Origin of the sequence: Paenibacillus sp. SYP-B3998, from assembly GCF_010820665.1 — a bacterium.
Lineage (GTDB): Bacteria > Bacillota > Bacilli > Paenibacillales > NBRC-103111 > Paenibacillus_E.
This window is the reverse complement of sequence record NZ_JAAIKC010000003.1, coordinates 460,065-480,586: the sequence shown is the minus strand read 5'-3', so window position 1 is coordinate 480,586 and position 20,522 is coordinate 460,065. Positions and strand designations below refer to the sequence as shown.

At 38.8% G+C, this 20,522-nt stretch carries 29 protein-coding genes and 2 pseudogenes; 4 read left to right on the top strand and 27 right to left on the bottom strand.

Features of this window, described 5'->3' with window-relative positions; all coding sequences use genetic code 11:
- Positions 1 to 133: 133 nt before the first annotated feature.
- The 18 genes from GK047_RS29230 to GK047_RS12610 all read right to left on the bottom strand — a co-directional run bounded on the left by GK047_RS29230 (position 134) and on the right by GK047_RS12610 (position 12,229).
- On the bottom strand, positions 134 to 364 hold the full coding sequence (locus GK047_RS29230) for a hypothetical protein (RefSeq protein WP_205516744.1): 231 nt from the start codon (positions 362 to 364) through the stop codon (positions 134 to 136).
- A 122-nt stretch (positions 365 to 486) separates the two neighbouring features.
- The gene (locus tag GK047_RS12690) at positions 487 to 990 is read right to left on the bottom strand and encodes a hypothetical protein (RefSeq protein WP_163946647.1); all 504 of its coding nucleotides are present in this window, start codon (positions 988 to 990) and stop codon (positions 487 to 489) included.
- The gene (locus GK047_RS12685; protein WP_163946644.1) at positions 962 to 1,381 is read right to left on the bottom strand and encodes a hypothetical protein; all 420 of its coding nucleotides are present in this window, start codon (positions 1,379 to 1,381) and stop codon (positions 962 to 964) included. The genes GK047_RS12690 and GK047_RS12685 overlap by 29 nt, the downstream gene beginning before the upstream one ends.
- A gap of 257 nt (positions 1,382 to 1,638) precedes the next feature.
- On the bottom strand, positions 1,639 to 2,223 hold the full coding sequence (locus GK047_RS12680; RefSeq protein ID WP_163946641.1) for a DUF5071 domain-containing protein: 585 nt from the start codon (positions 2,221 to 2,223) through the stop codon (positions 1,639 to 1,641).
- Positions 2,224 to 2,392: 169 nt separating this feature from the next.
- A complete protein-coding gene (locus GK047_RS12675) occupies positions 2,393 to 2,860 on the bottom strand; it encodes an HAD domain-containing protein (protein WP_163946638.1) in 468 nt (155 codons plus the stop codon).
- Between the two features lie 250 nt (positions 2,861 to 3,110).
- Positions 3,111 to 3,557 carry an oxidoreductase gene (locus tag GK047_RS12670; RefSeq protein WP_163946611.1) on the bottom strand — a complete coding sequence of 149 codons (447 nt, stop codon included), beginning with the start codon at positions 3,555 to 3,557 and terminating at the stop codon, positions 3,111 to 3,113.
- A 14-nt stretch (positions 3,558 to 3,571) separates the two neighbouring features.
- Positions 3,572 to 3,856, bottom strand: coding sequence for a nucleotidyltransferase domain-containing protein (locus GK047_RS12665; RefSeq protein ID WP_163946609.1), 285 nt, complete (start codon positions 3,854 to 3,856; stop codon positions 3,572 to 3,574).
- Positions 3,846 to 4,250: a hypothetical protein gene (locus GK047_RS12660; protein WP_163946606.1), complete on the bottom strand. Its 405-nt coding sequence runs from the start codon at positions 4,248 to 4,250 to the stop codon at positions 3,846 to 3,848. The genes GK047_RS12665 and GK047_RS12660 overlap by 11 nt, the downstream gene beginning before the upstream one ends.
- On the bottom strand, positions 4,234 to 4,920 hold the full coding sequence (locus GK047_RS12655; protein WP_163946603.1) for an HNH endonuclease: 687 nt from the start codon (positions 4,918 to 4,920) through the stop codon (positions 4,234 to 4,236). The genes GK047_RS12660 and GK047_RS12655 overlap by 17 nt, the downstream gene beginning before the upstream one ends.
- Positions 4,921 to 5,181: 261 nt before the next feature.
- Positions 5,182 to 5,655 carry a hypothetical protein gene (locus tag GK047_RS12650; RefSeq protein ID WP_163946600.1) on the bottom strand — a complete coding sequence of 158 codons (474 nt, stop codon included), beginning with the start codon at positions 5,653 to 5,655 and terminating at the stop codon, positions 5,182 to 5,184.
- Between the two features lie 239 nt (positions 5,656 to 5,894).
- Entirely contained in the window at positions 5,895 to 6,497 is a 603-nt protein-coding gene (locus tag GK047_RS12645; RefSeq protein ID WP_163946597.1) for a hypothetical protein, read from the bottom strand.
- Positions 6,498 to 6,709: 212 nt separating this feature from the next.
- Positions 6,710 to 7,180, bottom strand: a complete 471-nt coding sequence (locus GK047_RS12640; RefSeq protein ID WP_163946593.1) for a hypothetical protein — start codon at positions 7,178 to 7,180, stop codon at positions 6,710 to 6,712.
- 214 nt (positions 7,181 to 7,394) lie between these two features.
- Complete coding sequence (locus GK047_RS12635) at positions 7,395 to 7,868, bottom strand: DUF2716 domain-containing protein (protein ID WP_163946590.1); 474 nt, start codon at positions 7,866 to 7,868, stop codon at positions 7,395 to 7,397.
- Between the two features lie 233 nt (positions 7,869 to 8,101).
- A complete protein-coding gene (locus tag GK047_RS12630; protein ID WP_240343926.1) occupies positions 8,102 to 8,647 on the bottom strand; it encodes a hypothetical protein in 546 nt (181 codons plus the stop codon).
- Between the two features lie 541 nt (positions 8,648 to 9,188).
- Positions 9,189 to 9,608, bottom strand: coding sequence for a hypothetical protein (locus tag GK047_RS29640; RefSeq protein WP_240343942.1), 420 nt, complete (start codon positions 9,606 to 9,608; stop codon positions 9,189 to 9,191).
- Positions 9,605 to 10,261 carry a response regulator transcription factor gene (locus GK047_RS12620; protein WP_163946587.1) on the bottom strand — a complete coding sequence of 219 codons (657 nt, stop codon included), beginning with the start codon at positions 10,259 to 10,261 and terminating at the stop codon, positions 9,605 to 9,607. Before GK047_RS12620 ends, GK047_RS29640 begins: the two co-directional genes overlap by 4 nt.
- A complete protein-coding gene (locus GK047_RS12615) occupies positions 10,261 to 11,343 on the bottom strand; it encodes a histidine kinase (RefSeq protein WP_163946585.1) in 1,083 nt (360 codons plus the stop codon). Before GK047_RS12615 ends, GK047_RS12620 begins: the two co-directional genes overlap by 1 nt.
- Positions 11,344 to 11,452: 109 nt before the next feature.
- Entirely contained in the window at positions 11,453 to 12,229 is a 777-nt protein-coding gene (locus GK047_RS12610) for a CPBP family intramembrane glutamic endopeptidase (protein WP_163946582.1), read from the bottom strand.
- A gap of 308 nt (positions 12,230 to 12,537) precedes the next feature.
- Here GK047_RS12610 and GK047_RS12605 point away from each other — a divergent pair, with 308 nt between their 5' ends.
- Entirely contained in the window at positions 12,538 to 13,575 is a 1,038-nt protein-coding gene (locus GK047_RS12605) for an acyltransferase family protein (protein ID WP_163946579.1), read from the top strand.
- Positions 13,576 to 13,897: 322 nt separating this feature from the next.
- On the opposite strand, the gene GK047_RS12600 is transcribed toward GK047_RS12605, so the two are convergent.
- Positions 13,898 to 14,341 (bottom strand): cell wall hydrolase, encoded by a 444-nt coding sequence (locus GK047_RS12600; protein ID WP_163946577.1) that lies wholly within the window; start codon positions 14,339 to 14,341, stop codon positions 13,898 to 13,900.
- A gap of 79 nt (positions 14,342 to 14,420) precedes the next feature.
- Between GK047_RS12600 and GK047_RS12595 the strand changes: the two genes are divergently transcribed.
- The gene (locus GK047_RS12595) at positions 14,421 to 14,606 is read left to right on the top strand and encodes a hypothetical protein (protein ID WP_163946574.1); all 186 of its coding nucleotides are present in this window, start codon (positions 14,421 to 14,423) and stop codon (positions 14,604 to 14,606) included.
- A 177-nt stretch (positions 14,607 to 14,783) separates the two neighbouring features.
- Here GK047_RS12595 and GK047_RS12590 read toward each other — a convergent pair whose 3' ends face one another.
- The 3 genes and pseudogenes from GK047_RS12590 to GK047_RS12580 all read right to left on the bottom strand — a co-directional run.
- The gene (locus GK047_RS12590) at positions 14,784 to 15,185 is read right to left on the bottom strand and encodes a hypothetical protein (RefSeq protein ID WP_240343925.1); all 402 of its coding nucleotides are present in this window, start codon (positions 15,183 to 15,185) and stop codon (positions 14,784 to 14,786) included.
- A 20-nt stretch (positions 15,186 to 15,205) separates the two neighbouring features.
- A complete protein-coding gene (locus tag GK047_RS12585; RefSeq protein WP_240343924.1) occupies positions 15,206 to 15,706 on the bottom strand; it encodes a hypothetical protein in 501 nt (166 codons plus the stop codon).
- Positions 15,707 to 16,034: 328 nt separating this feature from the next.
- A pseudogene (locus GK047_RS12580) lies at positions 16,035 to 16,211 on the bottom strand (Tn3 family transposase); the annotation flags it as partial.
- 142 nt (positions 16,212 to 16,353) lie between these two features.
- Here GK047_RS12580 and GK047_RS12575 point away from each other — a divergent pair.
- Together GK047_RS12575 and GK047_RS12570 are read left to right on the top strand one after the other, a co-directional pair.
- On the top strand, positions 16,354 to 16,929 hold the full coding sequence (locus tag GK047_RS12575; RefSeq protein WP_163946571.1) for a sigma-70 family RNA polymerase sigma factor: 576 nt from the start codon (positions 16,354 to 16,356) through the stop codon (positions 16,927 to 16,929).
- Between the two features lie 121 nt (positions 16,930 to 17,050).
- Positions 17,051 to 17,974: a hypothetical protein gene (locus GK047_RS12570; protein ID WP_163946827.1), complete on the top strand. Its 924-nt coding sequence runs from the start codon at positions 17,051 to 17,053 to the stop codon at positions 17,972 to 17,974.
- A gap of 371 nt (positions 17,975 to 18,345) precedes the next feature.
- On the opposite strand, the pseudogene GK047_RS12565 reads toward GK047_RS12570, so the two are convergent.
- From GK047_RS12565 to GK047_RS12550, 5 genes and pseudogenes are all read right to left on the bottom strand, one after another.
- Positions 18,346 to 18,594: pseudogene (locus GK047_RS12565) on the bottom strand (aldo/keto reductase); the annotation flags it as partial.
- 191 nt (positions 18,595 to 18,785) lie between these two features.
- Positions 18,786 to 19,409 (bottom strand): DedA family protein, encoded by a 624-nt coding sequence (locus GK047_RS12560; protein ID WP_163946565.1) that lies wholly within the window; start codon positions 19,407 to 19,409, stop codon positions 18,786 to 18,788.
- A gap of 46 nt (positions 19,410 to 19,455) precedes the next feature.
- Positions 19,456 to 19,767, bottom strand: a complete 312-nt coding sequence (locus tag GK047_RS12555; RefSeq protein ID WP_346010331.1) for a phosphatase PAP2 family protein — start codon at positions 19,765 to 19,767, stop codon at positions 19,456 to 19,458.
- Positions 19,736 to 19,894 carry a hypothetical protein gene (locus GK047_RS30365; protein ID WP_346010330.1) on the bottom strand — a complete coding sequence of 53 codons (159 nt, stop codon included), beginning with the start codon at positions 19,892 to 19,894 and terminating at the stop codon, positions 19,736 to 19,738. The genes GK047_RS12555 and GK047_RS30365 overlap by 32 nt, the downstream gene beginning before the upstream one ends.
- A gap of 41 nt (positions 19,895 to 19,935) precedes the next feature.
- Positions 19,936 to 20,520: a VTT domain-containing protein gene (locus GK047_RS12550; RefSeq protein ID WP_163946824.1), complete on the bottom strand. Its 585-nt coding sequence runs from the start codon at positions 20,518 to 20,520 to the stop codon at positions 19,936 to 19,938.
- Positions 20,521 to 20,522: the final 2 nt, after the last annotated feature.

Sequence of the window (20,522 nt, the reverse complement as noted above, 5' to 3'; positions counted from 1 at the left end):
GCGAAAGATAATATTAAGTACATATGTATAAAATACGGATTTGATGAAGATGTAATTCAGATAAGATATTTAGAAACTCCCTGACAAATGTCGGGTTTTGTGTAACGACACAAAAATACTATTAATTATAAGTCTAACCAGCAAATATTTCTTTCACGGTGTACTTACCAAGAACACATCGAGTTGAAACATCGATAAGTGTTAGAATCCAAAAGCGTTCCAAAACTTTTACAACGGAATCTCCTTCAGGAGTAATAAGCTCAACAGCAAATACACCATCTATCCTATGGGCATCGAATTGAACCTTTTGGAATGGTGTCCTTGTTACTGGATGATTTTGTTCTCCTTGACCACTTTTTCGCAATTTTTGCTCGGCATCATGCCCATATCTAGATGACGCTTTACCAAAGTTATCTTCGCCAAGCCTTCTAAGGTATCGATAAAGAGATCGTATCCCTAATCGATCTGTATTAAATGGATATTGTGTTAGTGGAATTTTTTCTCTTTACAAGCATCTACAAATTTTTTATGAATATTACGTGGCTTCATTGCTGGTTCTAGTGTCTTTCGGTTCCTGCCTAAATATAAGTCATCAATTAAATCCTTAATCTCTGGATACATTTCGAGTAGCAACTTAAATTCACCGGTATGACGTGATGGATTGTATTTCTTGTCAATAACATTCAAAGCATAGTTCTTTAATGTTTTACATGGAATCAAAGCTCTAAAACCCCATGGAACACCATTCTCATCGATTTCTATGCAGCGACTAACAAGGCGGTACAAGTTACGAGGACTCACGCCAGTTATTTTATGAATCTTTTCCTGCGTTTCCTCCCTTTTGAAATACATCATCACTGCCGTTCTTCGATTCTGGTAAGTTATCAGGTCATTACTATTTAATGTCATCTCATCAACTGTTGGCCAAAGGTCTGGGTTTATTTGATCAGGAAGAAGTTCATCATTTTCTATAATTTTCATACGACTCATTACGCCATACCTCCGTTCTAGTACTCCAAATTTGTTCATTGATATTAGTAAAGACTTCGCCAAAATATGAAAGTGAGTAACAGCAAGTCAAAATGTCTCTCATTGAATACTGGCCTTCTAAGTTGTTAAAAATCTGCGCAATGGTTTGGGGAAACTCTTTAACTACCCTCAGTATATTTGCTGTTCCAACAGTGTTAGGTCGGCTCTTAATATCAGATAGCATTTTTATCCTATTTTCGAGTCCAATAGGAAATGCGCGTATCTCTTTTTCTGTCATAACTTTATGGCTAAATCCTTGGTTTTTACACCATTCTCGCTGCCTATCTAGGATTTCACAATTCCTTTCGAACTGTTGTATTAGACATCCCAAATCCTGCTTCGCTTCATTCACAGCAGTCGTATCACTTTCACTTCTCTTAGCTTAAGCAAACGTACTTGTGTTCACGACGTCGCACCGACTTAAGGCTCAGTCAGGAGCCTTAAGTCGGTGCGGTTAGTTGGTATCGAATGTATCAGGCTAAATCTACTTCCCAGCTGCTGCTGGCAATTGCATCCCTGAATCACATCTAACTTCTACCGAACCGAGGGCCGAATGGCCCGAAGCGTGAACATGTTGTTATTTGAAGTAAGTTGGCGCGCTGCTATGATTTATCTTGCAACTATTATTTTCAATTCATTTAGCTCAGCAAAAATATCATTATTCCGAGTATCCTGTAGTTTTATGTCTATTAATTTCAAGATTTCTTCGGGATCTAGAATTTCAAATTGAACCAGTAACTTTAATGCTGAAAGATGTGTTTCTTCATAATCAAATCCAGAAGCTAAAAGTATTAATTCTTCATCTATTTGTTTAACAAGATCTTCAGACCAGTTTTTTAATATACATTCTATAATCCAATATTGCCAAATCGTATCGTTAGTTTTAAATGCTTCTTTAACAAGTGGTATTAATGGCTCTTTTATTGAAATTAATAGTTCGGATATTTTGCTTGCTCCTGGCCAATTCATATCCATTATCCATTCTAAGAGCCCAGATAGTATATACTTAACTCTCGGATACCCAATCTCTATCAATAGTTCTGCCGCGTTATCCCAATGCATCTTATCTATTGGTTGAACAAGGAGTTTAAGTTCCTTATCTTGTAATTGCTTCAATTGCTCTTTAGCAAATTGAAGTTGATCGGGAGAAGTATCCCACCTCAAATAACTTAATAATTGATTTAGATCATCCAAGATCTCACCCACCCATGTAACGATCATGTATTTAAGAGACCGAGAGGCTAAAAGGAGTGTAGTGACAAGGTCGAAGACTTAGCCTCGCAGAAGTTGTCTGCCTGAACCGCTTCTCCGAACTACCTCGGGCAGACCTAGGGGGCTTATCCCCCTCAGCGTGAATACGTTGTTAGCTGATGCCATCGGTTTCTTCGAATTTGCTAAAAAACTCTATTACTCTGTTCTTAATCTCGTCTGTTATTCCTGTATTAAATTCGGTTTCTATTAAATATGTCTCTAATTCTCCCATTTCTTCCTCGTCATCTATAATTACAAAAGCACTTATATCCATTCCTAATTCTTTAGTGTTATTTAAATATTCTTTAACCTCTCTTCCTCGAATTGCCCCATCAATTATCGGTATCATTCCTATTACCTTATTTATTCCATTGATTTCAAATATTGATTGTAATTGTTTTAACGTCCTTCCTTCTCTCCATGACGAACTTACAACAATATTGGCACTAGTTATATCTAAAATAGCCTTTAAGTTCTTTATACATTCAGGATCAAATTCATGCCCAAAGTACCTATTACTCTGAACGAAGTGTCTTGATGTAACCATCACTCCATCAATGTCTAAAAATATTAATTTCATTGAATCAGCTCTTTCAATAAAGTCTTTAATTATTGGTTTCGACGGTTTCAGCTAACGTTGTTGTATTCACGAACCCGAGAGATTTAAGGTCGCGTAGCGACCGGGTGGCTCCACCACTTAGCAACGCAGGGCTATCTGCCTGACTAACTTCCTCGAAAAACCTCAGGCAGATCAAGAACCCTTCAGGGTCCGCAGCGTGAATACGGTGTTAGGTGATGTCCGTGTCTCCTTTATAATACTGTAAAAAATATTATTGAATTCCTGCTGTTCCAAAAGTATCATTTATAGCTCTCTCATAATTATCCCACTTGAAATAAAAGGGGCCAATATTTATAATTTTAGTACTGGGTTCCAACTTAAAATCTTGCCATATGATTATATCGTCTTCCCTCTGTATATAAACAGATATGAATCCACACTCCTCATCCCCGCACCATGGACAAACAAGTATGGGATATCGAAAGTACAAATAATCGTGTTGTTTCTTTAATAGAAAATAATCAATCATGTTTCTTTGATGTTCTTGACTTCCCCACCCTAGAGATGGAACCATATCATGCTTTCTGAGCATTTGGTGTAGTGATCTACCATCAATAATTAGATCAGCAAATTTGGTATTTTTATTCCCATCTTGCTTGGGGCAAAACTCATCATATCGACTTGAAGGTCTAGTCTCTAAGTAATTTATGATTTTCATGTTACTCCTTTACATTATTTACAGTGATTTATGCCAATATTGAAAATATCATTTATAGATTTAGCTTCCACTATTTTGACAAATTGAGTTTCTATTTCTTCATCAATTGATAAATAGGTAACATCTACAGGTAACCCTAATGTTTCTTCAATCAGATTTATTAATTTAAAACATTCGTAAAATATGTTCGTACCGTTATAAATATGTGAATCATAAATTACTATAAGATCCACATCATTGGGGTTTACAGAGTATAAATAAGAACCAAAAATAAAAAAATCTATATGTTCAGGCTCCATTCCTAGATTTAGTTGTATTTTTTTTCTTTTCATTTTGTTTATACCCCTTAGGATTCTTCAAGTTAAGAGCACCCAGAATTCCAGAATAATCAAATAGAGCAATTTCGTTTTCTTTTGCCACCTTATACGCTTCATTGGTGGCGGCATTCCAATTCCCACCAAAAACTTTAAAGTCAATATGACCAAACTCCTCAATTACTTTTAAGACAGCTGCCGATCCCATTCTATACTCATCAAGTAATAAAATCTTATAAGTCTTATCTTCATCATCAGTTACAGTAAACAAAATGTCATGCTCTCGTACAACATTAAGAACCTTTGTATGATTCTTAATTACATTAAAAAACCAAACAATTGAGCTATATGGAACATTCCAATTATTTTTCGTAGACATATTTATCTATCACCTCTGTAAATTTTGGCGGAAATCTTTTAGTATTTTCTATTATACTGTAGCAACTTTTTTCAAATAATTCTGCATTCACAATGAAATCAATACAAATTGAATATTCATCAATGTCAAATATATCCTCATGTGCCTCAATTATAGAAATGATCTTTTTATTATTTGGAACAATTACTGACAATTTTATTAAATCCCAATATTCACTAATATTGCTAATCGGATTTTCTTTTGCCCTATATGACTCTGGACCAAATTCTTGCCATATCTTATGATTTTTTAATAATAGCCTTTTTATTGCCTTTGCTACTTCATTTATAGTTGAATACCTAATGGAATGCATGTAATTGTTAACTTTCTCTTCATGTTGGCGTTTCCATTCATTAATTAAATCAACTGAGTATACTCCCTCTGGTGCTTTATCGATAGTAGTATGATGTGTAGGACATAACAATATTAGATTCTCATATTTATCTTCACTTCCACCAGATACACCTCTAGGTCCATCAGGTTTCTTAGCAATAATATGAGCCATCTCTCCAATGATTGTGGGACTTTCTTCATCTAAAAACGGTATACAATCCACACCACATTTTGGAAAGGAACATCTACCAGCAGCCAAACCCCACAATTTTTTGATATCCTTGTCACCGATACTCATTTCAGACTCCCCTCGAAAGCAGCATTGTTTTCTTCAACTTGAATACGCTGTAATTATTTTTTCATCTATTCTCAGATCTTTCAGCTAACTTTGTTGTATTCACGAACCCTCACTGGCTTAAGGCGCGTAGCGCCGAGTCCGACGGACTTAGCCAGTGCAGGGTTGTCTGCTGATTCCGCTTCATCGATAAGCCTTTGCAGACCAAGGGTCGTTAGGCCCGCCGCGTGAATAAGGTGTTATACGACGTCCTTTCTTCTTAGATCAGCAATCATTGTCTTTCATTTTCATTTTAATGAATTCTTTAGCTCTTGTTAGTCTTTGATAAGCTGTTTCAGGAAAATCAATCCCCCATAATCTAGAATATTCCTCATTACCTAAATCTCTTAATTTTGTTATTTCTCTATAGATCATGTTAAAAAATTTATTGAGCTTTAATACATCTTCAAAAACACATAATCCCTCTTCTAAATCATCAGTTGAAAAGTTATCCTCATATTCAAAAACCTTCAGTCTACAGTCAAAATTTTCTTGAATAATCTGAATTCTGTACTCTCCTGGTTCAGTTTGTACTCTTATAATAACTTCATTTGAGCCTTCAGCTAATGTCGAAATTCGATTTATTAATTCATTAATAAAGTCTGTTAAAAATGATCCTGGAATTAGTAATTCTTTCTCTTCATTCCGAAAACCTATATCTATCCAGCCTTGATATTCTAAATGAAAAGATATATTCATCGTGCGGTGCCCCATTCTTTATAATTTAGGGTTTTAATATATTTATTTAAAGGATGTCGTATAACTCCTTGTGTTCACGAAGCATCACTGGCTTAAGGGCGCTTGCGCCTGGGTCCAACGGACTTAGCCAGTGCAGGGTTGTCTGCTTGATTCCACTTCCTCGAAATCCCTCGGGCAGACCAAGGACCGTAAGGTCCGAAGCGTGAATACAGTGTTAGATGATGTCACAGCCTTACAGTTTAACTTACAAAAATCTTCTTAATAAATCTTAATATGTTCTTCAAAATATTAGGTTTTGATGTGTTTATCTCTTGTCTTACCAAATCATTAGCTTTACTCTGCTTTGCCTTATAGCTTAGAAATATATCGATTCCCATATCATAAGTCTTTATCATGTTTTCTTTTTGTATCATTGCTCTTCTTTCATAAATCTCAATAATATATTCGTCAATGTCTATGTCAGTTAGGTCAACTGCTAATGTGGAACAATATGTATCGAAGCTTAAGGAAGCGGATATCAAAAAGTCGTCTAAATAAAGTTTTCCTGTTTGTCTAATTAAGTTCTCAGCTAATAAGTTATAGTGACGATAAATACCCCATGCTTCTTTGGCATACTGAGATTCAGCAATTAACAGGTCTCTAAGTAGTTCGCCATTAATGTTGTGATAATTAATTGATTCTAAGTATTTAATAATCTCTCGTCTGAAATCTAGATTATCATCAACCATTTCATTAGCGTGTTTACCATTCCACTGGAAAGATATATACTTCACTTGATTAGAACTATATTCTTCTATGAATTTACCTGCATTCATTATTTCAGTCCTTTGCTGTGATTTCATCTAACGATGTTGTGTTCCAGACGCCTCACCGACTTAAGCACCGTAGGGGCGGCCGCGATGCGGTTAGTCGGTGCAGGGTTGTCTGCCTGATACTACATCTCGAAATGCCTCAGGCAGACCAAGGGGAGTAAGCCCCGCAGCGGGAACACGGTGTTATGTGATGCCTCGGATATCTTCGATATGCTTGCAAAATTCCTTCATTAGTTCTTAATCTAGATTCTTGTTTGATAGATCTTTAATATAAAGGGCTTTTCTTCTATATTGTCATTATATCCTTCAATAGGTAACCCATCATGAAATGGAAAATTCAAAAAAGCTAATATTATGTCATCCATTTGTTCTAATATCTCAAGATCACATTGAAATGGCAATTTCTTATGTAGATCAGAGATTAAATTAAACCTTAACTGACATGTCAGCTGATCAAACCACAAATAAAAAATCACTCCATGTTTCAGAGTAGAATTTATTACTTGATCTCGTCTATTATGGATTACTTTATTAAAAAATTCTTTATAGTCATTTATAGTTAATGTCTTTATTAGTTTTTTATTAGCAGAAATACGCCACATATTATTAGCTATCTCTTCATCTATGTCGTGTTCTGAACTGCCGATAAAAATTATATCTGTAATTATTTCTTCCAGATCTTTAAAATAAAGCTCTTTATCATTTATACTCATCCTCGATTCACTCCACATACAAATGCTTTTTACAATCTTTCCGAGGTTTCACATAACGTTCTGGTATTCACGAACCCGAGAGGCTTAAGGCGCGATAGCGCCGGGTCGTAGACTTAGCCTCGCAGGGTTGTCTGCCTGATACTACTTCTTCGAAATGCCTCGGGCAGACCAAGGGCCGTCAGGCCCGCCGCGTGAATACGGTGTTAGATGAAGTTCATCCGCTTCTTCGAATTATTCCATCAATAATCTGTGGTTTATGTCTACTAAATTGTCCTATTAGTTCTTCACCAAATATTGTAAAGCTATGTTCCCATGGATGACCTAAAAAACCCAAACTAAAATCTGTCTTTATGAATAAGTAATAATCTCCATCAGGATAAAATGAAATTCTTGGGGTTGTGTCTTGTAAAAATGGAGAGTAATAAAATGATTCATGTTGCCAATCTAGAGCATAAATATATTCGTTTGGTTCTAAACAGGATCTTAAAGAGATTTTACAGATTTCTTCTAATTCATCGATTTCTTCATCTTGATAGTTCTTCTTTAATTCGAAAGTTAAATAAGGCACATTAATGGTAAATGTAGGCCAGTCCTTAGGATATACACTTGGTTTAAATGAAAAATCTTTATAGAATTTATCCCATACTCTTCTATATTCATCATCACGTAATGAAATCCAATTATTCATTGGTTTTACCTCGTCTTTTTAATGTGTTTTGGATGAATTTCATCTAACGTTCTTGTATTCACGAACCCTCACTGGCTTAAGCCGCATAGCGGCGGGTCGAAGACTTAGCCAGTGCAGGGTTGTCTGCCTGATTCCACTTCCTCGAAAAGCTTCAGGCAGACCAAGGGGCATAAGCCCCGCAGCGTGAATACGGTGTTAGGCGATGCTCTCGCTTCCTCGAATATACATTCAAGTTACTTGAAAAATTTCTTATTATAGTCTTTCAAGTCAATTGAGTCTTTAAAATATTCTTGAAAATTTTTTCCTATCACTTCGTCTTTTGAAAATAACAACGTCAAAGTACTGTCCCAACACACAACTTCAATATCAGCCATAGGGTGTTGAATTGTTGGGTCTGCAATCCAAAACTTAGGGTTTCCATCTGCGTAAGGCATAACTTCAAGTTCATCAGTGTCTATCTCTATATTCTTTGGAATTCCTGAAAACACACCCCATACAAATTGAATATCATTCCCGTATATTATTTTTGTTAATTCTTCTCCATCAATCAATATTATGTATTTATCTAATAAATCAGTTGGATAATTCTCACTATCCTCGAATTCCAAATCATCAGGTAATAACTCGTTTGCTGCGCTTCTTCTTGCACCCACATAATATACTAAATCAGTAATTAGCCAGTTATAATCTTTTTGTTTCCCATCAAATACATTGAATACTCGACGCATATCAGTATGAAATGGCATTTGTTTGGTTCGTTCTAAAATAAAGCTCATCATTTGAGTTTACTCCTTATTATTTTAAGCTTTTCGAGAGTTTCGCCTAACGTCTTTTTTGCGAAATTCACAAAATATTATTCTATGTATGTATTCGTGAACTTCGTAAATTTTCCTTTTATTGATAATGTCGTGAATCGAACACCTTTACATGTTGCTTGCATTTCCCTAATTTCTTCCACTGAATCGGTAATCGGTACATATTCTTGGCCTCATTCGGCAATCGGAACAAATTCTTGTCATTCATTGATGACAAGAATTTGTTCCGATAAAATAAAAAAGCCGCAGTTTCTGCGGATGTCTATCGGTCTATATTCTTGACACTCGACACACGGCGCTCTTTTTAGATGGGCATTTTATATTAAGGGTCTTTAAGTTTACCTGCTTATCCAGGATCAATCCATATGGGGCAGTATGTTTGTGTCGTTAGACAAATGTCGGTTGACAAGAAAGAACTTGATGTCATAAATGACAAGAACTTTAATTGATTGCCCTGGCCGGCTGCTAATTCAAAGAAAAAACCACCGCCTTTTTCGGGATGTTTTCAAAATATGTTAACGTTTTTTGGGGATGATACTAACTTTTTGGTGTTTGCTGTCCAATTAATTATCTTTTCAATTAACGGCCATACCAGTGCATACTTATCCGAATCAGATTTCAGTTGCTCTCTTACGCATCTATTTTGCTCATGCCAAGACCAATAATCGATCATGTTCTTAAGCGGCTTTAGATCATCGAATGGTTGTGTCGGGTCAATCGTCTTCAGCGGCTTCGCCTGTGATTCAATTGATTTGATGATATTTTTCTGGATCGGTTGAGCTGAATTGGTGACTTCTACCGATCGAGCCCCCCTTTCCTTGCGCATCATCAATGACATAAATGTGCCTAGGGGGATTGAACCGCTTACGGTTATTCCAAAGACACTTCGTTCCCCGGATTGCATGCGGTGTATCGCTGTTCTCATGTTGAGAAATACCTTGTTAATAACAAGACCGCTTTTGCCCGGTCATTGGTACCGATCTTGGTATAAATGTCACTTAAATAGTTCTTTACCGTTCCCTGAGTCAAAAATAATTTTTCAGCAATTTCCCTTGAGTTGTAACCCTCGACAAGCAACCTTGCTAGGTCAAGCTCTCTTTGCGTTAGCTCAAGTTCCTTACCTGCTTTTTCAAACCCACTGTTCTTATTGCGGATATTGAGAGCAAGCTTTTGTGCCACTTTACCAGTCAGCAGCAAATTGCCGGAAAGCGCTTCATAGATGGATTGAACAAGTTTCTCTCCGTCGATGTCTTTAAGCAAATAACCGGAAGCCCCGTTGCATAAAGCCTCTATGATATACGCGTCATCGTCGAAGGTCGTTAAGATGAGTATGATCACATGCGGGTGGAGCTCCTTAATGGCTTCGGTTGCCTTTACGCCTCCCATACCCGGCATGCGGATGTCCATTAGGATGACATCCGGAACAACCGAGCGTAGCTGTTCAAGCGCTTCTTCGCCGGTTTGAGCCGTCCCAACGATCTCCATCTCCGATCTTATCGAAATCAAAGTTTCCAGACCTTCCAGCATAATTTTCTGATCATCCACAAGCATGACGCTGATTTTACGATCGCTATCCATTAACCGCCCCCCTTTGCAACAGGCACCCGGACATGGAGTGTAAACCCATTCATCGGCTCGCTTTGCATACTCAATTGACCTCCGATGGCCTCAATTCTTTCTTCCATGGATTTCAGACCAAATCCATATATGACTGAATCGCTGCCGCTTCCATTGTCCTTTACAATAATATGAATCGTATCTTGCTGCTCTAGGACAGAGATCTCAATTGCACTTGCTTTACCATGTTTTAGCGCATTGGTGATCGATTCCTTTATGAAGTTGATCATGACATACTCCTGAAGAGAGATCAGATGGGTGGCCGCCTCATAATGCAAAATTAATTGAACGCCCGTCTGCTTCGCAGTATCGGTCATGATCTTCTGTATTCCTTCCTTAAGCCCCAAGCCGCCAACAGTCCCGTCCTTTGCTTTTAATGTTTTGACAACCTGTCGGATGTTGCTGAGTCCTTGCTTCAGCTGCTCGCGCGCGACTAGGATCTTCCGAAGAGATTCCTCCGGTTTTCTATCGAAGAGCAGTTGGGCTCCCTCAAGGGCGACGATTGCTGTTGTTAACGTGTGTCCCACCGTATCATGAACTTCTTCCGCAATCCGCGTTCTCTCCTTTAATGCCACCATCTCTTCCCTCGTTCTAGCTTCCTGGATCAAAGATTCGTTTAATCGAAGGTTCATATCCCTTTGATTGAGCAGCAGCTTGGTGCTCCAGATTGGAATGACCAAAAACGAATAGCTCAAAATATGGAACATATTCCGCCATAAATCTTGTCCGCCTGCTGACCACAAAAAAATGTAGGCTAAATATCCACCATAGGCAAACAGAAAAGCGTACCACGACTTGTAGTGCAGAAGAAGATCCGCAACAAAGAGAACAAATACAATATTCTCAATCTCTGTTCCGCTTCCCAGGAATAGCAGAAAGAGGAGAACGATTTCGACAAACGGGGATATGGCTGCAATGGGATGATACTCGGGATGATTTAACACTCGTTTCGAGTGTCTTAAGAAATAGAGAACGATCAGGATCGTAACAACCATAAAGCCTTTATATTGAGATAAAACAAAGTAAAGCAATAGCAGGACCACGTAAGCGCATGCCAGTCCATAGAAAAATAATCTCGATACTTTCGTATTGCTTAGTGTATGAACTGTTGAAATGATCGTGAGACAACACATCCTTTAGAAATCGATCGCTTCACAGTAATCCTAAAATGACCGCAGTAACGGCTATAAGCAAGGGAATGGCTTCCACCCCATGAATGATAACCGACGGCCAAAAGCTACGATATTTTGCGTTCAAAAAGCCGTAAAAAAACGATCCGACGAGAAGCAAAGGGATATCCGATATTTTATGCAGGTGATAGGCAGCGAACAAAACACCGTTCATGGCCCAATCCCATTTTCCAAAGACTCCCTTCATCTTAGGTAACAGAATGCCTCTGAAGAATAATTCTTCTCCGAGTAAATAGTTAAACAAACAACTGACAAGTGCAATTCCGAGCAGATACCAGTCACCTACAAATTCAGGGCTCACCAGATTTTGTATCTTTGCATAATCCGCAGGAGCCATGAAAGGGAAAATCCGGTTCATCGCTTCTCCGATAAACGCGAACAAACCTGAGCTTTCAAAGAAAAATGCGTACAGAATGATCGGAATCGTGAATGAATAAGCTAGTTTGTATACCTTAAACGTTTTCGGATGAACAGGATGATTCAGCCAGAGTCTTTTTTTCAGCTTCGCCCAGCTTAAATGGCCAAGTTCCCTTTTCAAAAGGATGACTGATAGTACAAACTGCCAGATCATGCCGACAATCATAAGCATCCAATAGAGAATACCCGGATGTAAACTGACGATTGGTACCAGAATTGGCATCAGTCCGAATCGGATAAAGAACATCGGCAACGTGACTAAAGCCCACAACCCCAATATTTTGCCAATACTGTACTGCTTTATTTCTATTTCGTTATGCAACCTTCCCACTCCTTCTCGACAAATATATTTTACTAAGTAAATATATGAAAAAGGACCGTCATATGATAAGTGACGATCGTCATAAACCAAGCTTTATATTCACTTCGTACGTGGGATTGAATCTACCCATTTTAGAAGCCAGGAACTAAGGCAAGGAATGCAAACTGTAAGCTTTAGCATCATTCCAGGCTCGATGAGGTTGCCATCAAACTCTCACTTGACCTTAGGTCTGACCTAAGGTGTACACTTCTCTTAACAAGCCGAAGCTTCAGTACAAATGAATACACTATCTTGCAAAGGTGGATTTTATGGAAAATAACTTTGTTCCTCATGCCAATTCAAAACGTGTTTTTTATCTCGATTTTGTCAGAGGATTAGCTGTGTTTTTTATGATTATGCAGCATGCCATGATCCTATATGAAAGATCATCAGGCGAAGGCAACACTCTTTTGGGTAATATGTTCATTTTCTTAGGAACCGCACCTGCTGCGCCTGTGTTTATTTTTATTATGGGGGTCTTCGCAACACGTTCCAAGAAGAGCTTAAAAGAAAATGTGGTACGTGGTTGTAAAATATTCGCTTTTGGTTATGTTCTAAATCTATTAAGATTTACCCTTCCGTTATCTTTGACCAGTGAACCTTATGATTCGGGTCAAGATCCCTTGTCTCTATTATTTATAACCGATATTTTTCAATTAGCAGGATTGTCACTGATCTTTTTCTCTGCTCTAAAAAAGTTTACAAACCATGTATTCATCCTGCCTGCAATAATCTTGGGCATATTGCTGATCTCTCCTTACTTGTGGGGATTAAAAAGCGATTTGTATATTTTTGAACCACTTTGGGGCACCAGTGCGAATACTGAATTCCCATTATTTCCATGGGGTGTATATTATCTTTTGGGAATGTATGTAAGTAAACATTTTCGAACTCAGACCTTGGAAAAAAAGGTGAAGAAAAATCTTTTCATAGGAAGTTTAATCCTAGGTTTAATAGGTGTTGTCACGATTCCGTTGTTTCCTATCGGTGATTATTATCGAAGTGGACTAAGCATTCATTTGTTCATGATGAGCTTTATATTTGTATGGCTGTTGCTATCTAATTTCCTTGTTGCACAATTAAATAAAGTCGGATTTCATAAGCTGCTAGATGCAATTTATTTCTGGAGCAGCCATGTCACCGGGATTTATATCATTCAATGGGTAATCTTTGGCTGGAGTATATTGCTCTTGGGTGTACATCAAATGACAGATTATGCAGCTATGATCTTTGGTCTCATCGTCTTACTCATAACGGATGTTTCATTAAGATTTACGAATCTAAAACGTATCTTACCGAAGCTGTAATTTCATGACTGCTACCTGAAGAGTCGAACTACAGCAGAAGTACTCGGTTTTTTATGGTTGCGTCCGTTCCGTAAAATACGGCTCAGCGTGGCAATGGAAGGCGCTCCTCGGTCCAAACAGGTTTGGGTTACTGCAAAAAAATTGCTCAAATAAAAAAAACCGCGATGTAAGCGGCTTGCACTAGGATTTGACAAGAACTTAATCCCATAAAAAAAAGCTGCGATTTTCGCGGCAATTAATGAAATAATGTTCTTGTCGCCCGACATGGTTTGTTTGAGCCATGACCGGCGACACAAACATGCACCACTTTTCGTTCTTAAAATTAAAACGTATTATATACATTTTCACATTCTTTTGCGGTCGGCTCATAAAAACAGTGAAGCTTGTATCTTCCTACATGCGGCTGATTATACCAGGTTGGCGGACATGGCAGGGGAGCTATGGCCGTTCCCGGACGAAAATACCAAAGGGAAAATTTGGCCGGCCAATGACTCTCCCCATTCACAGCCTTTCGCGCCAGACGGCGTTCTCTCTCTCTTGCGTTTTGATAGTACATACCATGTTGCAACGCTTCGAACGCATGCGGCTGGTTAATCATTTGGGGAATTGTCCGGAGTCCTTTAAAATCGGAGCAATTCGCTCTTATTCGGTTAATGCCAACATTTCCAACAAGGAGCATACCCATTTCGCCTTCGCCCACAGCTTCGGCTCGAAGCAACCTTGCCAACATGTCAATATCCTGTTGCCTGGCTTTTACGACTGCCATTGGCTCACCTCTTTAGATTGTATTTCTAGACACATCATATTGTAGGTGAAGCGGAAGTGTTACTCTGCCCGTTACTTCAATGAAAAAAAGAGCTGCTCGCGGCAAGCTCCTTCAACTATCGTTTCCCCTTAGCCGTCCATGCAGCACAAAACCAGCGCTGCACCACAGAGGCAACTATGGTGCCTTGGAGCCCATCCGTTATTCTGACTCCAGCGACCACGGTGCATCACAGAATGTCGCTCCTTTCGGAAAGCACGCATGGTAGCTTAATCCTATTTTGATTTTTGCACCAGCCCCAATATTCAGAGCCGTAGAAAGGATTATTTCAATGGATATACTCATTGAGCATTCATGTGGCATGGATGTACGATGACGCCAGAAGGAAAGGAGATTCAAACGTTCTCTACTAAAACCGGATTTCTCCTACAGTTAATTGACTCGATTAAAAAAGCATGGGCGCCCGTACCAATATCAAGCAATAAATCGGACTTATTGCATCGTTCAGTAACTTCATGAAAAAAAATCCATTGTTCACCTTCAGAAATGCATTGTCTCGAAAACTTCTAAATATTATTCCGTCGTCCAGGTCCAGTTCGGTCACTTGAATCATCCAATTTGTAAATGTTTCATGCGCATGTTCAACGTCTTTGATCTTACCTGTATACAAAAAGTCTATATCATCCACATACCGAATTTCTCGGTTAGCTAAAAATTGTCTAGTTAGCAAGCTACCTTTTAATACAAATGGCATATGCACAAGTGATACTCTTCTCAAAAGCGCTTCTAAAACAGCGAGTTCTCTCACCTCATCATTCAAATCTTTTACAGTTTTCATTCCACTCATGAGTCTCCCCCGTTAAAAAATTATGAAATCCATCCGCTATCCAATTCTTCCCTGCTGTCATAGATACATAATTCATATTGTTCTATCAATAGCTCTATCCTATTTACGTGCAAAATGGTATGTATCTTTTCTACTCGATCGTAAAACTGTTTCGCACTTTCATATTCTCTAACGGTTATAAATCTCACTTTTCCATTCACATTTAAAGAGTTTCTTGAAATATGTCCGCCATGACTCTCACATAAATTTTTTAATATGGCAACATCATCAACCTGTACTTTGCCATGCCATTCAAAATAAGGTTTAGAATTTGTGATGATTGGCTGGTGAAAGTACGTTTCTTCCTTAGGAGAAATCTCTACTTTTTTTCTGACGACTATAAATCCGTTATTTTGAAACTTAGCTGCAATCTTTTCAATTTCTTTATTAGCTTCATGAAAATCTGTACGTTGGATAACTCCTGTAATCATTGGTTGATTGATGTAATTTCCTTGATCCAAGACGATCATAACAGGTTTCACTCGTTTCGATTTACAAACACCTATAAAAACTTCCTTTTCAAATCATTGAGCGTAATGTGGATTTCAAATTCCATTGCCTCACTCCCAAACAGTTCTTTTATGCTATCTGATCAAATCGCAACATGCTGGTAGCCCACCGTAGTTACCCTTCCTTTTATAAGACGAAGACACATACCATATTCTATACCCATATACAACGCTTTGAATGCCTCCAAATCATCATTTAAGGGATTGTGAAACCTTTTCAATGGTTTATAATCCTCTGTAGTACTATGTTTTAGAAAATGATTGTGAAGTTCCTTGTTCTTTCGGATGGTATTTCGGTGTAAGCTCTGGCCAATCCATTCATTGCCTCTCCTTTATTTAAACCACGTTGTATGCGGCGACGCAATGCTTCATTCAGAGATATAATCTAACACAAAGATCTTTTTTTCAATTCGTTCCATCTCTCGTAATGCAGTCATACTTTATTTTGTCTTGAATACGATCCTAATTTACCCATGATGGGTCGTGGTATTCCTAGTTGTTTTCCGGACCGATAGCCTCTTGCACTCAACCGTTTGCAAAAAAATATGAAAAGAACCGAACCTTTTTTCGATAGAGAGACAATATAGTGTGTAAGCTGCTTACTTAGGAGGGCCCTCTGAATGCAAAGTGAATATATGTACCAATTACTCACAACAATGAAAGATGGTGATCAACAGGCGTTTCATACGATGTATGAGGCCACCAATCAGGACGTCTACCGGACAGTTTCCTTTCTGGTGGATCATCAGCAGGATCGGGAAGATGTCATGAATGAGATCTATATGCAAATGTGGACCTCACTTGCTAACTACGATACGAACCGACCTTTCCACTTCTGGCTACACGGCTTGGTAATCCGTCAAGTGCAGAGATTTCGTGTCAAGAGCTGGCGGAGATTCCGAATTTTTGAACGCATTCGTGCCTTCTCTCGGGAAGAGTCTCATTGGGATCAACCTACTGTGTTGATGGATGGGACGAACCAAATGATATCGCAGGCAATCCAAAAACTGACCGACAAACAGCGAATGGTGATTGTCCTCCGCTTTTTTCACGACTATACGCTTGAGGAAATCGCGACATTGCTCGATATTCCACTGGGTACAGTCAAGTCCAGATATCATGCTGGCCTCCAGGCGCTTCGAAAAAACTTATGGAATCTCCCTTCAGAAAGGATGGAAAAGATCAATGACTATTGAACGCAAAATCCGTGAACATCTGCACAAAGAAGCAGAAACTATGGAGTGCCCTCCGGCCATATCCAAACGAGTAGAACAATCCTATTCTCAATATTTGCAACGAAAAAGGAGCGAAATAACCATGAAAAAACGATTAATTGGTGGAATAGTTGCTGCTGCGATTTTGATTCCAACTGCAGCATTTGCGGCCCCTACCCTGATTGAAATGCTTACTAGAACACCAATGACTGCTGAACAAGTCAAAGTGGATGAGATTGGCAAAGCAACACTTGAGAAGCTGTATCGCGCATTTCCCGAAACAAAATCGTTTGAGATTATCGATGCAAGCAACGTTCAAGGTGTCCAAACAAGCATCATACTGCAGGAAAAAGGAGGAATCGGCAAAAAAATTACCCTTCATACAAACGGTATTACGAGTGCGATTGAACACGTGATTCAAGAGAATTGGGAGCCTAAGGAGAAGTCACTCACTGCTTTAACCGATCAGGAAATCAAGTCGAAGGTAGATTATCTAATTAATAAAATGTACGGCAACATCAAAGAGTATGAGTTTGCTATGGAACAAATGGAGAACCCTGATCAAAAAACGTTTATGTTGAATTACACCAAAAAGGGATCAAAAACACCGTTCTACCAGGTATTTGTTCAGGGCAATACAATCAGTGTTTCTCTGATCGGAGGTGAGACTACACCTTCCAACGTTAAAGTAGAAGGTTTATTCTCTACAAATGGTAAGCCTGATTATTTTGCTGATGCCTATTTAAATGATGCAAAACTGTTTGCTTTACTAAAAATTAGCCCAACAGAATTAAAACAAGAACTAGCAAAAGGTAAATCTGTTGTGGAGATTGCAGCATCTAAAAATGTCTCTAAACAACAAGTGATTGATGTCATTGCAAAAACTCAGGTTGATGCACAAATTCAAGGTGAAAATAATGGCGATGTTCCTAAAAGCAATCTTTCAAATGAACAACTGTTAAAAGCTATTGAACCAAAAGTATTACAAGTTATTGAACACAAAACTGAAACACCATCGAAGAAATAACAAGTCAAGGCGCATGAGGTTGGCAAAACATCGCTTGAGAAGCTGGATAGCGCATTTCTAGATACAAAATCGTTTGAGATTATCGATGCAAGCAACGTTCAAGGTGATGTATCCGTTGATTTATCAGAAATAGCGAGTATGTACACGTCTTTGTCGAGATTGGTAAAAGGTAATAAGAGGTCGGTATCCTTAGTGTACAGGGAACCGGCCATTTTTAGATCAAACGGGGCTTAGCGTACAAAATCGGTTTGTTGGCGGTACCCCGCCATGAAAAAATACATATATAACCATTACAACATTTCGGTCACAACGGTATTTACTGTTTACTCCCTCAGGACAAAATACATGAAAATATGAGGCCACTATCTCCTTCACCTCCATCTTTCTTTCACAAAAAATGGACATTTCCGTTTATCAAAAACAGGCAAGACATCATTCTCAATTCGTCTATCATTCAAACGATATGCTACTTGATTGCAAACAAGTGGGATACTGCCTAAATAATATTGAGCTTCTTGCATTAACTGAGGAGTAAAATTACTTACACCAACATACTTTACTAAACCCTTCTTTACTAACTCAGCCATGGCACCCATTGTCTCCGAAATTTCAAATAGTTTGCTTGGCCAGTGCTCATCGTGATGTTTCGCGCTGTCGTCCCACTGCTGTCCACATTGGCGGCAAACTCCCCAAAATCCTGCTCACAACTTTTCAAATAGAGAGCTCAGATGCAAAGCAAACTGAATTCAGAATCTAAAAAGTTAACAAGAAAAAGACGAGCTGTTTATCTCCAGATAACAACTCGTCTTTGTCATTTAAGCCAGCTTAAGGTACGTATCCAATCTATAATTGCTTGTTTATTATGCTTAATATGAAATCCTATAACCACTCCAACCACCAAAACAATAATTGCCGCTATGGAGTATTGAGAAATGATGTGAAGGAATTGCTCTATTTTTATACCGAAAATTTTACCGATCATGACATAAGCCAATACCCATACAAGTCCGCCCGTGAAGTTGTAGAAGAAAAAGGTGCCTAACCGAATCCTTAGAATGCCGGACACATAGCCAGTGAAGTGCCGCAAACCTGGGATAAAGTAGCTGACAAGGATGAGCTTGTTACCATATTTATTAAACCATTTCGTGATCTTAATGATTCGTTCTTGGTTTAGAAAAAAGAATCTTCCATATTTTTCAAAGAAAGGTGTACCTAGTTTATAACCAAAATAATAAGTAACTGTTGTACCAGCTATAGCTCCAAAAAAAGAACAGAAGATTATTATTGAGATATCCAAACTCCCAAAAGTAGACATGTGACCAGATATCGCCATTGCCAATTCTCCTGGGAAAGGCAAGGCCAATGATTCGGCAAACAATCCAAAAATTAAAACAAAATACCCATACTGCTCAAAGAGATTGCTAATCCACTCCATATTTACACCCTCATAATTTACTTATTTTCTAATCGTTCCATAGCGTTCAATAGGCGGCATTCCAAGCTCCCCCATTCTTGTACCTCATTCGTGTCATGTCAATTAAAGAATTCGTCATATAAACCACCAGCAAAGCAGTGCCCATTCCGATCGTACCTCCTGCTACGCAATCCGTTGGGTAGTGATATCCCCAATAAACACGTGAAAAGGCAGCCAATCCCGCAAAGATGATCAATAACAGAGCAACTCCCTTTGCCGGTAGGAAGAGAAAGGGGGTGACGAATGCAAAAATGGCGGTGGTATGGCCAGATGGAAACGAGTAATCCTTAAGCGGAAATTTCCCTACTCTTACTTGCACATAGAATCGTAAACGTTGCGCCGCCCATGTGGGTAATCAATCCGAACAACCAATCCAGAACAAAGTGATTTACCCTTTGATTGCACCAGACAAACATGCTGTGATCGACCTTTCTTAACCATTGCATGTTCCTCTTCCTCTTAAATTCAAAAGGCTTTTACAATCTGTTCATTGTTCCTCAATCTGGACTGCCGCCCGCCCTTGCTTCTTTCGTTTTTGAAACCATCGGATCAGCAACCACCCTGCTGAGAGGAGAATGCCTACCACAAGCAGCGTGACGCCGAGCACGCTATCAACCATATGTTCAGCCGCACGACCATAGATGTAGAACAAAATTCCTACAATGTAGAATTTTGCTGCGCGTCCAATAGCGGCATACCCAAGCAGTTTCCATAATGGATAATTCATACATCCGGACATAATCGTGAACAGCTTGAACGGAATCGGAGTGAAGGCTCCGATTAGGATGGCGGTTTCTCCATGTCTACGGAACAGCGCCGTGGCGGAATCCAGCCATTTCTTTTTCATGAACCTATTAAGGATGAGGTTTCCCGATGTTTTGCCGATGGCGTAGCCAATTGGCGTCCCCGCCAAACAACCGACATAGCCAAGTGTAGCCAGCCAAATGGCGTTCTCAGGGTTTAGAACGCTTAGAGACACTTGAAGAAAAAAAGCAGGAATCGGAAAAATAATCGCATCGAGCATTGCGTGAATAAACAACCCCGCAGATCCGAAGCTGCGCAAGAACTCCATTA

Excerpts from the sequence above, each read along its gene's own strand:
- GK047_RS12645 (WP_163946597.1), bottom strand. The coding sequence starts at position 6,497 with ATGAAATCACAGCAAAGGACTGAAATAATGAATGCAGGTAAATTCATA.
- GK047_RS12570 (WP_163946827.1), top strand. The coding sequence starts at position 17,051 with ATGAAAAAACGATTAATTGGTGGAATAGTTGCTGCTGCGATTTTGATT.
- GK047_RS12690 (WP_163946647.1), bottom strand. The coding sequence starts at position 990 with ATGAGTCGTATGAAAATTATAGAAAATGATGAACTTCTTCCTGATCAA.
- GK047_RS12605 (WP_163946579.1), top strand. The coding sequence starts at position 12,538 with ATGGAAAATAACTTTGTTCCTCATGCCAATTCAAAACGTGTTTTTTAT.
- GK047_RS12550 (WP_163946824.1), bottom strand. The coding sequence starts at position 20,520 with ATGGAGTTCTTGCGCAGCTTCGGATCTGCGGGGTTGTTTATTCACGCA.
- GK047_RS12630 (WP_240343926.1), bottom strand. The coding sequence starts at position 8,647 with ATGATGAGCTTTATTTTAGAACGAACCAAACAAATGCCATTTCATACT.
- GK047_RS30365 (WP_346010330.1), bottom strand. The coding sequence starts at position 19,894 with ATGCAATGGTTAAGAAAGGTCGATCACAGCATGTTTGTCTGGTGCAAT.
- GK047_RS12670 (WP_163946611.1), bottom strand. The coding sequence starts at position 3,557 with ATGAAAATCATAAATTACTTAGAGACTAGACCTTCAAGTCGATATGAT.
- GK047_RS12575 (WP_163946571.1), top strand. The coding sequence starts at position 16,354 with ATGCAAAGTGAATATATGTACCAATTACTCACAACAATGAAAGATGGT.
- GK047_RS12650 (WP_163946600.1), bottom strand. The coding sequence starts at position 5,655 with ATGAATATATCTTTTCATTTAGAATATCAAGGCTGGATAGATATAGGT.
- GK047_RS12590 (WP_240343925.1), bottom strand. The coding sequence starts at position 15,185 with ATGAGTGGAATGAAAACTGTAAAAGATTTGAATGATGAGGTGAGAGAA.
- GK047_RS12600 (WP_163946577.1), bottom strand. The coding sequence starts at position 14,341 with ATGGCAGTCGTAAAAGCCAGGCAACAGGATATTGACATGTTGGCAAGG.
- GK047_RS12595 (WP_163946574.1), top strand. The coding sequence starts at position 14,421 with ATGAAAAAAAGAGCTGCTCGCGGCAAGCTCCTTCAACTATCGTTTCCC.
- GK047_RS29640 (WP_240343942.1), bottom strand. The coding sequence starts at position 9,608 with ATGAGAACAGCGATACACCGCATGCAATCCGGGGAACGAAGTGTCTTT.
- GK047_RS12640 (WP_163946593.1), bottom strand. The coding sequence starts at position 7,180 with ATGAGTATAAATGATAAAGAGCTTTATTTTAAAGATCTGGAAGAAATA.
- GK047_RS12675 (WP_163946638.1), bottom strand. The coding sequence starts at position 2,860 with ATGAAATTAATATTTTTAGACATTGATGGAGTGATGGTTACATCAAGA.
- GK047_RS12635 (WP_163946590.1), bottom strand. The coding sequence starts at position 7,868 with ATGAATAATTGGATTTCATTACGTGATGATGAATATAGAAGAGTATGG.
- GK047_RS12660 (WP_163946606.1), bottom strand. The coding sequence starts at position 4,250 with ATGTCTACGAAAAATAATTGGAATGTTCCATATAGCTCAATTGTTTGG.
- GK047_RS12560 (WP_163946565.1), bottom strand. The coding sequence starts at position 19,409 with ATGGAGTGGATTAGCAATCTCTTTGAGCAGTATGGGTATTTTGTTTTA.
- GK047_RS12620 (WP_163946587.1), bottom strand. The coding sequence starts at position 10,261 with ATGGATAGCGATCGTAAAATCAGCGTCATGCTTGTGGATGATCAGAAA.
- GK047_RS12665 (WP_163946609.1), bottom strand. The coding sequence starts at position 3,856 with ATGGAGCCTGAACATATAGATTTTTTTATTTTTGGTTCTTATTTATAC.
- GK047_RS12655 (WP_163946603.1), bottom strand. The coding sequence starts at position 4,920 with ATGAGTATCGGTGACAAGGATATCAAAAAATTGTGGGGTTTGGCTGCT.